Here is a 14849-nt window from a genome sequence, read left to right on the forward strand (position 1 = left end):
AATGCCAAATTCTTGGCCAAAAATAGCGGATATAGTCGCGTCTGTGCAAAAAGGCGAAACTAAAGCTATCGATCTAATTGAAAAATCACTAACTGCCATTAAAGAAAACGAAGAGTATAAAGCCATAATCAGTACACTAGAAGACCGCGCACGCGAACGCGCGCACGAGATAGATCATATGGTAGCCAGCGGCAAAAACCCAGGCAAACTGGCAGGTGTACCATTTATTGCCAAGGATAATTTCTTGGTATTCGGCGGTAAAACTACAGCTGCAAGTAATATTCTTAAACCCTTTGAAGCACCATACCAGGCTACGGCGATCAATAAACTAGAGGCCGAAGGCGCCATTTGTGTGGCTAAAGCCAACCTGGACGCTTTTGCTCACGGCAGTTCTACCGAAAACAGTGATTTCTTTACCACTTTGAATCCGCACGATAAAACCCGTGTGCCGGGCGGCAGTAGTGGCGGTTCGGCGGCGGCGGTTGTGCTCGGTATGGCGCCTTTTGCGCTCGGCACCGATACTGGCGGCTCCATTCGCTTGCCAGCCAGCTTTACCGGCAGCGTTGGCTATAAACCGACCTATGGTTTAGTCAGCCGTAGCGGTGTGATTGCCATGGCTAGCAGCACAGATGTAATCGGGCCAATTGGGAGTAACGTAGATGACGTGGCGTTGGTGCTTGATGTGATGGCTGGCAAAGACGAGCTAGATAGCACTACGATTGATCGCCAAGATACTTATGTCGCCGGGCCAGCTAGTTTCAAGGGCAAAAAAGTTGGCGTTGTCAAAGAGTATTTTGAAGGCCTAGAAGGCGATGTTAAGCGCGTTGTAGACCAGGCTATTGAAAAGCTTCGTTCCGCAGGCGTCGAGATCAGTGAGATTAGCTTGCCAAGTTTGCCGTTGGCGCTCGCGGTTTATTATATTATTTGTCCGGCTGAAGTTTCGTCTAATTTGGCCCGCTACGACGGCCAGCGCTACGGCTATTTTGCCGACAAAGCTAGAGATTTAAACGAAAGTTACGAGCTGGCGCGCGAAGAGGGTTTTGGCACGGAAGCAAAGCGTCGTATTATGATTGGCGCTTATGTGTTGAGCTCTGGCTATTACGACGCCTATTATAAGAAAGCGCAAACGGTGCGGACAAAAATTATCAAAGAAATGGATGAGGCGTTCGCGAAATTTGATTTTTTGGTTGGGCCGACAGCACCTATGACTGCTTTTAAAATTGGCGAAAAAACCGCTGACCCATTGCAAATGTACTTAACTGATATCATGACCGTAGCTGCCAATATTACCGGCAACCCAGCTATCAGCGTGCCGGCCGGCAAGGTTGATGGTTTGCCGGTTGGTCTGCAGATGATAGCCGACCGCCGTCATGATGCAGAATTATTATCAGCGGCAAAAGGGTTCGAGGAGCTATAGATGACTGTTATTTTTCTGCTTGGCATAATCGTTTTTGGTGTTTTGGTCCTGATGTTAGTAGCCACGATTGGAAAGCGCCGCTTCGGCCCGTCCGGAGAAAAGTATTTCCAGGAAAAATGGGTTGAACTTTTAACTCGCGTCAGAACGCCGGAAGGCATGGTATTAGCCGTAATTGACGCGGATAAATTGTTAGACGAAGCCTTACGCAAAAAACATTACAAAGGCAAAACCACTGGGGAGCGGCTTGTTGCAGCTCAGCGCGACATTAAAGACAACGACTCTGTTTGGTACGCGCATAAATTGCGCAATCGCTTGGTACATGAACCGGACGTTAAGCTCAGAAAAAATGAAGCTCAAAATGCATTGGCTGGTTTCCGTGCCTGCCTTAAAGATCTGGGAGTACTTTAGATGAGTGATTACTTGCCGACAATCGGAATCGAAACGCACGTTCAGCTAAAGACCAAAACCAAGATGTTTTCGGCTGTGGGCAATGATGCTCGAGACGCGGCGCCAAATACTTTGATTAGCCACATTGATGTCGGTATGCCTGGCGCTTTGCCGGTTTTGAACGAAAAAGCTTTGGAGCTTGCTTGCCGAGCCGCTTTTGCACTAAATACTACTCCGCAGAAATTCTCTAAGTTTGAACGCAAGCATTATTTTTATCCGGATTTGCCCAAAGGCTATCAAATTACTCAGTATGAAAACCCAATTATTATCGGCGGCCATGTAGAATTGCCGGACGGCAAAAAGATCGGCATCACCAGGGCGCACCTGGAAGAAGATGCCGGCAAAAACACTCACCCGGCCAGTGCTGATTATAGCTTGGTGGATTTGAACCGCGCTGGTACGCCGCTGCTAGAAATTGTCAGCGAGCCGGACATTCATAGTGCCGCTGACGCTAAAGCTTACGTACGCGAACTTTATTTACTTATGAAATATGCAGACGTTTCTGATTGCGACCTGTACCTCGGCCACATGCGTTTTGACGTGAATGTCAGCGTTAGCAAAGATCCCAGCAAACCCGGAATCCGCGCGGAAGTTAAAAACCTGAATAGTTTCCGTAGTGTAGAGGCGGCGATTGAGTACGAAATTAAAAGGCAGACTGAACTTTTAGAAAATGGCGAAAAGGTTGTGCAGGAAACCCGCGGCTGGGACGAAGATAAGCAAGTTACAACCAGCCAGCGCAGCAAAGAAGAAGCCGAAGATTATCGCTACATGCCCGAACCGGACATCCCCCCAACCGAACTTAGCGATGAATTCATTGAAAATATCAGAAAAGACATGCCCGATCTGCCAAGCTATTACAGAAAAACGCTGAGCGATATTGGAATTGATAAGAAAGCAACTGAAGATATTGTTGCTATTCCCGACGTAGCTAGAAATGTCGACCTTGTATATCGCTACGATGGCAAGTTGAATGCAAAATTCGGCAGACGGATAGCGTTCTTGCTTTTACGCCCACAACCCGAAGAGCCGGACAATACTGACGCAAAAGTCGACATAAGCATCAAGAACCTTGTTAAATTATGCCAGATGGCAGAAGACGGACTATTAAGCTCTACGGCCACTAAGGAAATTTTCGATGAGATGCTTATCTCTAAAAATGATCCTGAGCTAATTGCAAAAGAAAAGAAACTAATTCAGGTTTCGGATGAAGGGGCGATTGAAGAAATTGTTAAACAAGTCATTGCCGAAAACGAAAAAGCCGCCAATGATGTTAAGAATGGCGAAATGAAAGCTATCAGCTTTTTGGTCGGCCAGGTCATGGCAAAATCCAAAGGCCAAGCCAATCCGGGTTTAGCTCAGGCAATAATCAAAAAACAACTGGGGGTATAAAATGGCGCAAAAACCAATTAGAAAAGCGGTTATCGCAGCCGCCGGCTTCGGCACACGTTTTTTGCCGCAGACCAAAGCGATGCCCAAAGAAATGCTGCCAGTCGTAGATAAACCGATCATTCAGTATGTAGTCGAAGAACTCGTAAACGCCGGAATCGAAGACATCATAGTCGTTACCGGCTATTCCAAACGGGCGATTGAAGATCATTTTGATAATCCCAGCCAAGACCTTGTTAGCAATCTTAAAAACGGCGGCAAAGACGAGCTTTTAGATCAAATCAAAAAAATTGCCAACCTCGCGAACTTTGTTTATGTGCGCCAAAAAGGTCCATACGGCAATGCTACGCCGCTTTTGAATGCTGAACATTTGATTGGCGGCGAACCTTTTATTTATACATGGGGTGACGATTTCATATTGTCCAGCCCGCCGAGATTTTCGCAATTAGTGAGGGCCTACGATCAGACCAAAGCTTCGGCAATTTTTGCTTGTTTGCCGGCCAAACACGAAGAAGACTATAAACGCTACGCCTTTGTGGGCGGCAGCGAGAGGCAGGGCCAGTTGTTGCGGATGGAAAGAATCATAGAAAAACCCGGTAGCCGGGAGTCCTCGCCATCCAATTTAGCCAGTCTGAGCGGTTACGTTTTTGATTCAAAAATCTTTGACTACATAAAACAGGATTTAGAGAAGCTGGAGCCCAAGCATGAATTAATTTTTCAGCCGTCGGTGCAGCGTATGATGGATGATGGTCTGGACGTTTATGCATGCGAAATCGACGGCACGTATTACGACACCGGCAATAAGCTCGAGTACCTTAAAACGGTTGTCGACTTTGCGCTAATGCACGATGATATCAAAGATGACTTTGCCGACTATTTGCGCCACTTGACACTGTAGCGTTATACTTGGCTTATGAATACAGCAGCCCTAGTCTTACTAATAATTGTTAGTTCGGTTCTGTCCGTTTTTTTGGTTTTTCTGATCGTGGCCCTCGGCTACTTTATCAGCGTGCTTAAACAAGTAAAAAGAATTACGGCGCGCGCTGAGAGCGTGGCCGATACTGTAGAATCAGCAGCCAGTGCGTTTGAACGCGCCAGCTCGCCCATCGCGGTTATTAAATTAATCGGCAAGATCGTCGAACAGACGGCCGGCTTTAAAAAGAAAGGCTAGACTCTCATGAGAATGCGTAAAGATCCTAAAACTGGTCGAAAAATTGCCCTTGGCGCGGCAGTCGCCGGCATAGGCGGATATTTAGCCGGTGTTTTGACAGCCCCTAAAAGCGGCAAAGATACGCGGGATGATTTACAAGCTAAAGTTAATGATTTTAAAAGCGACGCCGCCGAACAACTGCAGGCTGCCCAAGCAGAATTAGGGGATACTCTTAAAAAAGCTCAGGCCAAAACGGTGGCTTTGAGTTCCCAAGCCCGTGATGAATTTAACGAGGCAGTAATCCGCGCTAAAGACGCCCAGAACAAGGCTAAAATGGTGCTCAAGGCCTTAAAAGCCGGCGAAGCTGACGATCCAGAGCTTAACAAAGCCGTGAAGCAGGCCCGTCAAGCTCAGAAGAATCTTTCCAAATTCCTTAAAAGCTAGTCTATCTGGCGCCAAATACGGTTATAAGCTGCGGTGCGCACTCTCTGTATGTAGAATACAGTTCGTTTGCGCACCTCGCTTCTGCCCATATTTTGCATCCAGCTAACTCTTTCATTCTCTTATTTGTGGCGTTGTAATTTAGGGTGCTGAGCAACCGTAAAGGGCTTAAGTTTTTGTATAATTAACTTAAGATGTCCGAGAGGGTAAAACTAAAACCATCTGATTATGTGCATTTGCACAATCACACTCAATATTCTTTGCTCGATGGGTTAACCAAAGTACCGGCTTTGATTGACCGAGTCAAAGAAATGGGCATGGAAGCCGTTGCTATGACCGACCACGGCACCATGAGCGGCGTAATTGAGTTTTATAAAGCCGCGAATGCGGGTGAGATTAAGCCAATCATTGGCATGGAAGCCTATGTGGCGCCGCGAACTTATAAAGACAAAGATCCAGGCAAAGATCGCCAGTATTTTCACCTAACATTGCTGGCTATGAATAACGAAGGCTATCAAAACCTAATGCGACTATCGAGTATAGCCAACCTGGAAGGCTTTTATTATAAGCCAAGAATCGACCATGACTTAATAGAGAAATATAACGCAGGCTTAATTGTCTTATCTGGCTGCATTGGCGGTGAAGTCAGCGATGCCCTTCGTGAGGGCCAGTACGACCAAGCTAAAAAAACCGCCGAATGGTATAAAAAAGTTTTTGGCGATCGTTATTACATTGAGATCATGGACCATGGCCATCCGGAGCATCCGTCGAGCTGGGCCGAGCAAGACAGGGTTAACAACGACTTATTAAAGCTCTCCAAAGAATTAGATATTCCGGCGGTTCTAACATGCGACGCTCACTATTTAAATCACGAAGACCAGGAAGCGCACGAGATTTTGCTCTGTGTTCAAACGGGCGCTTTCTTAACCGACGAGAACCGGTTTAGTCTTAAAGACTTTCATTTGCATGTTGCCGACCCTAAAGAAATTATCGAACGTTGGGAAAAAATCGATCCCAACTTAATAACCAACAGCAAAAAAATTGCCGATCGTTGCCGGGTTGATATTGAGCTCGGCGAAATACTAATTCCAAAGTTCCCAACCCCCAACGGCGAAAGCGAAAAACAAATGCTGGATAAGTTGATTTGGCAAGGTCTTGCCTGGCGCTATGGCGGCAAAACTCGAGATGAAGCAGTTAAACTTTCGATCACGCAGGCCAAAAAATTATTAAGCCCAGAAATTATCGAGCGCGCCGAATACGAAATGGGCGTGGTAGATAGCATGGGCTTCAACGGATATTTCCTGATCGTTCAGGATTTTATCAACTGGGGCAAAGACCGCGGCATCGTGTTTGGTCCGGGACGGGGCAGTGCGGCTGGCTCGATAATGGCTTATGGTTTAAGAATTACTGAGCTAAATCCGTTGGAATTTGATTTGCTGTTCGAGCGTTTTCTGAATCCTGACCGCATTAGCATGCCGGATATGGACATTGATATTCAGGATACTAGGCGCGAAGAAGTCATTGAATATTGCGTAGACAAATACGGCCGCGAGCAGGTAGCCAACATTGTAACTTTCGGCCGAATGGCCGCTCGCAACTCGGTGCGAGATGTGGCCCGCGTGCTTCAGGTCCCCTATGCGGAAGCTGATCGTTTAGCCAAAATGATTCCGCCGCCAATCCAGGGCCGTCACATTCCACTGACCACATCGCTCACGGAAAATTCAGACCTAAAAACCGAGAACGAAAAAAACGAGCAATCAGCAAGAGTCTTCGACCTGGCTACCCGACTAGAAGGCACTATTAGAAGTCACGGCGTACACGCTGCGGGCGTGGTTATCGCTCCGGAAGACATAGTTAAATACACGCCGCTTGAAGTAGCCCAGAAAGGTTCTCTTGCCACTCAGTATTCAATGGGTCCAATCGAGGAGCTCGGCCTACTTAAAATGGATTTTTTGGGTCTATCTAACCTTACAATTATTAAGAACGCTCTTCGAATCGTTAAAAAAGTTTATGGCAAAGATATCGATATTTTGTCTATTCCAATGGACGATCCAAAAACTTTTAAACTATTCCAGAACGGTGATACCACCGGTGTATTCCAGTTTGAATCTGCTGGCATGAAGCGTTACCTAAGGCAGCTAAAGCCTACTGTTTTTGAGGATTTGGTAGCCATGAATGCTCTATATCGTCCTGGGCCAATGCAGTGGATCGAAGATTTTATATCACGCAAAACCGGCAAAAAAGAAATTGAATACATGCATCCTGCCATGGAGCCGGCGCTTAAAAGCACCTACGGCGTGATCGTTTACCAAGAACAAGTCATGCAAATATCTAAAGAAATGTGCGGTTTTACCGGTGGCCAAGCCGACACAATGCGCAAAGCTATCGGTAAAAAGATTCCGGAAGTCATGAAAAAGCTCAAAAAAGACTTTATCGAGGGCGGTGTTAAAACCTCTGGTGCCGAGCGCAAATTAATGGAAAGGTTCTGGGGTCAGCTAGAAGATTTTGCGGCTTACTGTTTTAATAAATCCCACGCCGCTTGCTACGCCTTGATCGCCTACCAAACCGCCTATCTTAAATCGCATTATCCGGCAGCTTTCATGGCGGCCTTAATGACTAGCGACTACGACGATACCGATCGTTTAGCCATAGAAATCACAGAGTGCAAACACATGGGCATTAATGTTCTGCCGCCAGATATTAATGAATCTTTCCACGAATTTGCCGTGGTTAAGGCCAAAGAACAAGTTCGTTTTGGCTTAGACGCAATTAAGAACGTTGGCCACGGCGCCGTAGAAGAAATTTTGCGGGCTCGCGAGGCCAATGGCGGTCGTTTTAATTCGCTGGAAGATTTTTGCAAGCATGTTAACGCGCGGATTTGTAATCGCAAAGCTTTGGAAAGTTTAGTTAAAGCTGGCGCGTTTGATAGTTTTGGCGACCGCGGCGTGCTTTATAACAACCTAGAAAATATCTTGAATTTATCTAACAAGATTCAAAAAGATGCTGCCAGTGGTCAGGTGGATTTGTTTGGCGAGTCGGATGTGGTCAGTGAAATGGCTCTGAAGCTAACGCTCGATACATCGGGGCCTGTTGCTTCGGCCCACGAACAACTTGGTTGGGAGCGCGAACTGCTTGGGCTTTATTTGAGTCGCAACCCGCTGGAGGCTTATCAGGAGATTCTCGAGTCAAAGGCGACGCCCGTCAAAGAAATATTCGAAGGCATGGACGGACTGAGCGTGACAGTGGGCGGCTTTGTGAGCGATATACGAGAAATTACTACCAAAAACGGGTCCAAGATGGCCTTTGTTAAACTCGAAGACATCAGCGGCGAAATCGAACTCGTGCTGTTTCCTAAAACTTATTTAAAGAGCGTTGATATATGGCAACGCGATAAAGTTATTCTGGCTCGCGGCAAGGTTGGCGGCGGCCGAGCTTCCGACCGTGGATCAGAAGTAAAAATCCTGGTTGATGATGCTGTGGCTTTGTCGCCAGAAGATGCGGCGGCTTTTGCCAAGGACAAAAAATCCTTCAACTATAATCTCAAAGACAAGCCTGTAAGAGCGGCGCGGACTGGCTCCGATCCGGTGGTAATCAGCCGCCAACGTCTCTATTTGCGATTAGAAGACAGCAAGAATCAGGAACTTTTGATGTCGCTTAAAGAAAAGCTGGATGGCCACAAAGGCCGAACCGAAGTCGTGCTGGTCACCGGCCCGCAAGATAACAAACAAATTATAAAATTACCGCAAACCATTGATATTAACGAGCAATGTTTGCGCGACCTGGCCGCCATCTTCGGCTCTACGAACGTAGTGGTCCGATAACCTTTTTTCTTAAGAACTAGGTTTTATTTTGGCCCAAAAGCAGTGCAGCATGTTCTTTTCCAAAGAACCAAATATTACGTTACTTTGGTTCGGCCAAAGTAACCAAAACCACCGGGCTACGTTTGAAGCTGGATTGAAGATAAACTAAATTGGCAGGCGCCGCAACAACGGCAAGCGGCCTCACCTCCTATTCTTCAAAGAATAGGCTCGGCACAGTTGCGGCTTTAATCCTGCCAATTTAGTTTATCTTCATCTGTTCAAGCCGATGCCCGGGCCCACCGCTGCATCGATAGCATAACGTTTAGCTTGGAGCTGTGCAGCTAATCCAGGCTTGAGGAAACTGATGAGGATTGCAGCTAAGGTCGGGCATGTGGAGACGACTTGCCCAAGTGATGTAAAACAGTCTGTCTTTAGAGTCTTGAAGTGTTTGACGAACAAATTTGCCAGTCGGCAATTTTGCGAGGAGTTCTTCAAGCAAAGACTGGTTTTACATCACTTGCAAGTTCGGCGGAACCTAGCCCGAGAGTTTTGGCGCCACCTTTTCGGCAAAAGGTGGTGAAATGTTTGTTACTTTACCAAAGTAGATATGAGGGCTGGTTCTGGCTAGCCATACTATTTGATAAACCCGGCGGTTTGGTTCAGCAGGAACACCAGACAAGCAATTATTAGCAGGCAAAAATCAGTTGCCGGATGGCGCAAAATATAACGCTCGCCCTGAGCAGCCGCGGTAGCAAAATAGCGGCGGTGCTTTTCGATAAATATACCCAAAGCAGCCAATCCCCCAAAGAGCAATATTACCGGCAGCCACGGCGACAAAGAACTGTTAAAGGCGGCAGCGACACGGGTAGTAGAGGCTCCCAGAGTCTGTCCTGTAAAATTAGTCTTTGGATTAACGAACACGCTGGCCGGTTGGGCGTAAAAAGCCACGACTATTGTCATAGGTCCGCCACCGGCAGCTGTGTAATTTGGATTATTAGCGTAGCCAAAGCCAACCTGGCTGTAGTTTTTATCAAGAATGTTTTCGCGGTGGTGAGGGCTGGCCATCCAAGCGTTCACTACAGCATCATCGTCGTTAAAGCCGGCAGCTAAGTTTTCGCCCATGCTTTGGTAAACATAGCCGGTGGCCGTCACGAAACTCCAAGGAGCGACTCCTTGCGGTGTGTTATGACTCCAGTAATCGCGCTTAGCCATATCGTCGGCTTTGGCCTGAGCGGCCTTGGTAAGTTCGTCGTTAATTTTAAGGTCCGACTCACCGGCTTTCTCGCGCTGAAGATTAGTATCCTTTAATAATTGATCTGAGTTTTTGCTAGTCTGGTAGCCCAGAACCTTGCCGGTTAAATGATGCAACGGCACGGTTTGGATAGCCAAGCTGAGCAGCAGGGCGGTGGCAATAAAAACAGGAATAAACGGCCAATAGACTTTTTCGAAAGCTTTGTGGTCTATGCCCTTGGGCTTGGGCGTAGCGGTTTTTCGAGTGTCGTATTTAGGATGAGTTTTGATTTTGGCCATCTTAGCTAGATTTTAAAATATTAAACTGTTTATGGCAATCGATCCCAAAACTTGCAAATTACTTTGTAGGTTTTGGGATCGAGGAGACGCCGTAGAGGCGTCTCCGTGCTCGATCCTTCGTTCATGCTCAGGCGCCGTAGTCGGCGATCGTCGCCTTGGCGTCGGCCATCGCGGTGTACTGCTCACCCGGCTTGTTCGTGTTGCAGAACCAGCGCGGGCGTTCCTCTTGGCCCTTCAGCCACCCCTCCCGCGTCTCGCGGGTGAGATAGTTGAACGTGACGGCGGCGTGACCAGCTTCCATTGCGTCCTGTAGCTCCGACTGGCCGCTGGCACCCGCGATGGTGCCATCGACCTTGGTCGAGAAGCCGTAGGTGAAGTCGCCATCGCCTGACTGGGTGAGGTCGACGTAGACGCCGAAGCCTGCCGGCTGTCCGTGGTCGCGGTGGTAGACCGCCTTGGCGATCGCATTCGGGACAAACCGCTCGCCCTCTGGGCCGATGGCGATCGTCGCCAGCAGCGTGTCGCTGCTGGGTTACCAGAGCGGCGCCATCGGGTTCAGGAACGCCAGGCCGAGGCTGTCGCGGCTGTACTTGCGGTCGGCGAAGAGCCTCTCCACGTGCTCGGCGCGCAGGACGGAGATGCGATCGACGATTGCGATCAGCATCTCGTTGGGCACCGTGTGGCTCCATGGATTCTGGAACACACGGACTTGCCGTGCCAACATGTGCACTCTCCTTGTCGAAGGATCGAAACGTGCATATTTTACAATAAAATTAATTAAATCTCAAGTGATACAGCGCTATGGCTGCGGCGTTGGCTACATTAAAGGATTCTTTTTTGCCAAACATTGGAATCTCTATATGGAGTTTAACTTTCTTAAGCAGATTTTTATCTACACCTTCCACTTCGCTGCCGATTAACAAGGCTATTTTCTCGGGTGGCTGATACTCATTGAGTTTAATGGAGGTATTGGATTGTTCTAATGCAGCGACATCAAATCCTTCGGCATATAAATCGGCCAAAACGTCATTAATATCTTCGCAGTGCTGCCAGTCCACACTTTCTTCGGCGCCTAAAGCAGTTTTGTTTATTTGCTTGGATATTCTGGCAGCCAAATGCGGCAAGCGTGGGTCGTCGGCTATTTTAGGAAACGGCGTATAACCTGTTAAGTAAACTTTATTTACGCCCAGGCCGTCGGCTGTTCTTAGCAGGCTGCCCACATTATGAGTGGAGCGGATATCGTTGACTATCAAAACAATTTCTCTCATAACATCAGCATAAACTATTTACTGCTCGCTGACTTAAACGCGCGCGTTTGGATACTATGCAAGGAACCGGCGAAGCACGGAGCGTGGCTGTATTATAGATACTGCTAGCGAGTACTGTAGCCGGTGACGCCGCAGAGTACTAAAAGCGAGGTCAGTGTTTCGGGCTCTGCCCGAAAGCAGGAGCTCGCGGCGCGTGCGTTGAAGATGGTTGTGCTTTATACTAGAGTTTGAATATGGCTCAAGACGCTAGGACCATTGAGGAGACGGCTACACAACGCCGGGCGGGGGTTCTCAATCTCGCCTATGTTGATACTACTAAGGTGCATAAGCAGTTGTACCCGAATATTCTTGGTGTGACGGAACTTTATCAGCTCAAAATCATTCCGTTAGTAGCCGATGAGCACTACATTCAGTTCGGGGTTACGACTACTACTTCTCAGCAGACTATCAATAGCTTGCGCCAGCGTTTTAGTGACCAGCGCTTAGACTTTTCGCTTATAAGTGAATCCGGCTATCGCGACTACATGAAGCTTTATGATCCGCCCAAAGAAGTTCATTACGAAAATATCGAGCTGGCTGACAAAACAGACATAATTGCCGAAGTTAGCGCCAGCTTAGAGCGGGTTCGCCCCGATGACATGCTGGCTTATTTGGTGCAGCAAGCATACAAGCTAAAGGCCAGCGATATTCACATCGAAAATATGCGCGAAAACGTACGCATTCGCTTTAGAGTCGACGGCGTTTTGCATCCAGTAGCTTATTTAAGTCACGACAACTACCGACATTTAAGCGCCAGTTTGGCCAGTGCGGCTAACGTATCGACGGCCTCCAAAGAAGCGCAAACAGGCCACATTAGCCGCCAGTACCATTTGGCCACCGGCGAAGACATAACTCTAAACCTACGTGTCGAAACGGTACAAAGCGTTTACGGCATGGACGTAGTAATGCGTCTGTTTAATCTCAAGCTGGAATTCTTCAAGCTTGAAAATCTTGGCTTAAGTCCGGACGAGGCCGAAATAGTTAATGACGTTATTAAACATCCAACTGGCATGGTGCTGGTTGTGGGTCCGACTGGCAGTGGCAAAACTACCACGCTTTACTCTTTGATTAACACGCTTAATACATCAGAACGCAAAATTATAACTCTCGAAGATCCAGTGGAATACAATATGCCTGGCGTAGTTCAGATTCCGGTAGAAGGTAGCTTGAAAGAACAGAGCTTTGCCGAAAGTTTGCGGGCCGTTTTGCGCCTGGATCCCGATGTCGTGATGGTCGGCGAAATCCGCGACCAAGACACCGCTAAAACAGCTTTGCAGGCTGCACTTACCGGCCACTTGGTACTGTCAACTTTTCACGCTAGCAGTTCAGCAGCAGCTTTGACCCGAATGGTAGATATGATTGGCGTAAATCCGTTGTTTGCCAGCGCCATTCACCTGATTATGGCTCAAAGATTAGTGCGGCGTCTCGATGATGCTACCAAGCAGGCTTATAAACCAGACGAAACCTTAAAGGCTCAACTTAAAACTGTAATTGATACCTTGCCGCCAAATGTCTCGCGCCCTAATATCGACGATATAACTCTTTATCAACCAGTCAAAACCGCCGAAAACCCATTTGGCTACAAAGGCCAAATGGCCTTGCGCGAACAGTTAATTATGACGCCTGGCGTTCAAAAAATGCTGGGTTTGCCGCCGGGGCAGCTGACGACTAACGGGCTCGAGCACCAAGCCGTAAGCGAAGGCATGTTGACCATGCTCCAAGACGGCGTCCTGAAGGCTATCGAAGGGCTTACGACTATTGAAGAGGTTTATAGGGTTGTTGGCTGATTAAAGAAGCCTGCCCCGCACTAAATCCTGAGCGGAGAAGAGAATGAATAGTTCTATTTTGGAGCGTCAAGATTTTAGTGTCGGGGTCTACCGCGTCGTCGGCTAGCCATCAGTCAGCTGAAACTAGGATTCGATTTGCCCTAGGGCCTTAGCCACTAGAACCGCTCTAACGGCTCCAGGAATAACATCTTCGCGTGAATAATAGCGAGGCAGTTCAACTACGACAGGCTTGTCTCGACCATCTAAAGGGTAGACTTCCAGGGTTTGCCCCGCCGCTTGGTGATCTGAAGTAAATATTTCGACGTCTAAAATTGGATTATCGCCCCGCATCACTCTAGCCCCATAAGAAGCGTTGCTGGCCCTGACTAACTCGCCGTCTCCAATGATCTCATCCGGAATAATGGCTTCATCCGTTACTACTATATTTTCACCTAATAAACTCATTTGTTCGCCGTCTGTTTCCGGGTTATAGAATATCTGGTCTTCACCAACCATCATGCTCATATTATTTAAATATAGCAAAGATGCCTCCTAAATAGTTGATTTATAGGGGTTTTTAAGGTAATATGATCTTTGACTTATGCAAAGTTTAGCTCAGAAAATTAGTGACAAGCACAAGAAAAGCGCCGTAGTGACAATCAAGAGCGGTGACACCGTTCGCGTTCACCAAAAAATTGTCGAAGGCGGCAAAGAGCGCGTTCAGATTTTTGAAGGCCTAGTAATTCGCGTCAGCCGTACCAATTCCCTAACTAGCACCTTTACTGTTCGCCGCATTGCCAGCGGCGTAGGGGTTGAAAAGACTTATTTGATTCACTCACCAAATGTTTTGAAAGTAGAAGTTACCAAACGCAGCAAAGTTCGCCGCAACTACCTGACCTACATGCGCGCCCGCACCGGCAAGAGTGCCCGCTTGACCAGCGTTGATTTTGACCGCCGCGCCGTAAACGATGTTCACGATGCTGCTACTACCGCCGAAGAAGAGCGTATTGTTCACGAACACACCGAAGAGCACGAACCTCTAGCCGCAGAGGCTAAAGAACAAAAAGCCGAAGCTGAGGCAGAAGCCAAGGCCGAAGCGCCAAAAACCGAAGCCGAAAAACTAGAAGCCCAACCCCTAGAAAGAGCGGAAGCTAAATCTCCCGCTCAACAGCAAAATAAGGAATAAGTTTGCTTTTATTACAAAAACATTGTTGACAATGTTTATTAATTTTGTTATTATATCGCCAACGTCGTGACTTCCGGAGAGCCACGTCTACCCGGTAGGGTCTAATCTCCGGCGGGTTTGGGAGCCTGATCACCATCAAGGGAGCCAAAACCTGGCCATAACGGAAGATTCCCACTGGCAAGACTTCGGTCTACCAGATCTCCGTTCCTGTTAAAGTCGCGAGCTCAGCGCGCAAACATCAGGGTCCTTCGGGATGAGATGCGCCTTCGGGCACTGTCTGAGACGGGTCTTGAGGAAGACTCGCATTCGCTAGTGCGATATCGAGGGCATCGGCGCGGTGAACCGCAGTCGATGGTCGCACACAGTTCCCGCTGTCCTCTAGTCGTTTTACGGCTAGGCAGGAACTATTCCTCCTACAA

At 47.9% G+C, this 14849-nt stretch carries 14 protein-coding genes; 9 read left to right on the forward strand and 5 right to left on the reverse strand.

Annotation, left to right across the window (positions count from 1 at the left end; all coding sequences use genetic code 11):
* The first annotated feature begins 1 nt into the window (after window position 1).
* The 7 genes from gatA (at window position 2) to dnaE (ending at window position 8662) form a co-directional block, all read left to right on the forward strand.
* Window positions 2–1417: an Asp-tRNA(Asn)/Glu-tRNA(Gln) amidotransferase subunit GatA gene (gene gatA, locus VFT49_00825; protein ID HEU5004614.1), complete on the forward strand. Its 1416-nt coding sequence runs from the start codon at window positions 2–4 to the stop codon at window positions 1415–1417.
* Window positions 1418–1825: a hypothetical protein gene (locus tag VFT49_00830; protein HEU5004615.1), complete on the forward strand. Its 408-nt coding sequence runs from the start codon at window positions 1418–1420 to the stop codon at window positions 1823–1825. It begins immediately after the preceding gene.
* Window positions 1826–3253 (forward strand): Asp-tRNA(Asn)/Glu-tRNA(Gln) amidotransferase subunit GatB, encoded by a 1428-nt coding sequence (gene gatB / locus VFT49_00835; protein ID HEU5004616.1) that lies wholly within the window; start codon window positions 1826–1828, stop codon window positions 3251–3253.
* Window position 3254: 1 nt separating this feature from the next.
* Complete coding sequence (locus VFT49_00840; GenBank protein ID HEU5004617.1) at window positions 3255–4148, forward strand: sugar phosphate nucleotidyltransferase; 894 nt, start codon at window positions 3255–3257, stop codon at window positions 4146–4148.
* Between the two features lie 15 nt (window positions 4149–4163).
* Window positions 4164–4421: a hypothetical protein gene (locus tag VFT49_00845; protein ID HEU5004618.1), complete on the forward strand. Its 258-nt coding sequence runs from the start codon at window positions 4164–4166 to the stop codon at window positions 4419–4421.
* A gap of 12 nt (window positions 4422–4433) precedes the next feature.
* A complete protein-coding gene (locus VFT49_00850) occupies window positions 4434–4844 on the forward strand; it encodes a YtxH domain-containing protein (GenBank protein HEU5004619.1) in 411 nt (136 codons plus the stop codon).
* A gap of 191 nt (window positions 4845–5035) precedes the next feature.
* Entirely contained in the window at window positions 5036–8662 is a 3627-nt protein-coding gene (gene dnaE, locus VFT49_00855) for a DNA polymerase III subunit alpha (GenBank protein HEU5004620.1), read from the forward strand.
* Window positions 8663–9274: 612 nt separating this feature from the next.
* Here dnaE and VFT49_00860 read toward each other — a convergent pair.
* From VFT49_00860 to VFT49_00875, 4 genes are all read right to left on the reverse strand, one after another.
* On the reverse strand, window positions 9275–10171 hold the full coding sequence (locus VFT49_00860) for a CAP domain-containing protein (protein ID HEU5004621.1): 897 nt from the start codon (window positions 10169–10171) through the stop codon (window positions 9275–9277).
* 127 nt (window positions 10172–10298) lie between these two features.
* Window positions 10299–10472: a hypothetical protein gene (locus VFT49_00865; GenBank protein ID HEU5004622.1), complete on the reverse strand. Its 174-nt coding sequence runs from the start codon at window positions 10470–10472 to the stop codon at window positions 10299–10301.
* A gap of 231 nt (window positions 10473–10703) precedes the next feature.
* Window positions 10704–10874 carry a hypothetical protein gene (locus VFT49_00870; GenBank protein HEU5004623.1) on the reverse strand — a complete coding sequence of 57 codons (171 nt, stop codon included), beginning with the start codon at window positions 10872–10874 and terminating at the stop codon, window positions 10704–10706.
* Between the two features lie 70 nt (window positions 10875–10944).
* The gene (locus VFT49_00875) at window positions 10945–11439 is read right to left on the reverse strand and encodes a TrmH family RNA methyltransferase (GenBank protein ID HEU5004624.1); all 495 of its coding nucleotides are present in this window, start codon (window positions 11437–11439) and stop codon (window positions 10945–10947) included.
* Between the two features lie 233 nt (window positions 11440–11672).
* Between VFT49_00875 and VFT49_00880 the strand changes: the two genes are divergently transcribed.
* Window positions 11673–13265, forward strand: a complete 1593-nt coding sequence (locus VFT49_00880) for a GspE/PulE family protein (protein ID HEU5004625.1) — start codon at window positions 11673–11675, stop codon at window positions 13263–13265.
* A 123-nt stretch (window positions 13266–13388) separates the two neighbouring features.
* On the opposite strand, the gene VFT49_00885 is transcribed toward VFT49_00880, so the two are convergent.
* A complete protein-coding gene (locus tag VFT49_00885) occupies window positions 13389–13769 on the reverse strand; it encodes a hypothetical protein (GenBank protein HEU5004626.1) in 381 nt (126 codons plus the stop codon).
* Window positions 13770–13845: 76 nt separating this feature from the next.
* Between VFT49_00885 and rplS the strand changes: the two genes are divergently transcribed.
* The gene (rplS, locus tag VFT49_00890) at window positions 13846–14430 is read left to right on the forward strand and encodes a 50S ribosomal protein L19 (protein HEU5004627.1); all 585 of its coding nucleotides are present in this window, start codon (window positions 13846–13848) and stop codon (window positions 14428–14430) included.
* The last annotated feature ends 419 nt before the right edge of the window (window positions 14431–14849 follow it).

Source organism: Candidatus Saccharimonadales bacterium (genome assembly GCA_035758565.1).
GTDB lineage: Bacteria > Patescibacteriota > Saccharimonadia > Saccharimonadales > UBA10212 > DASTXL01.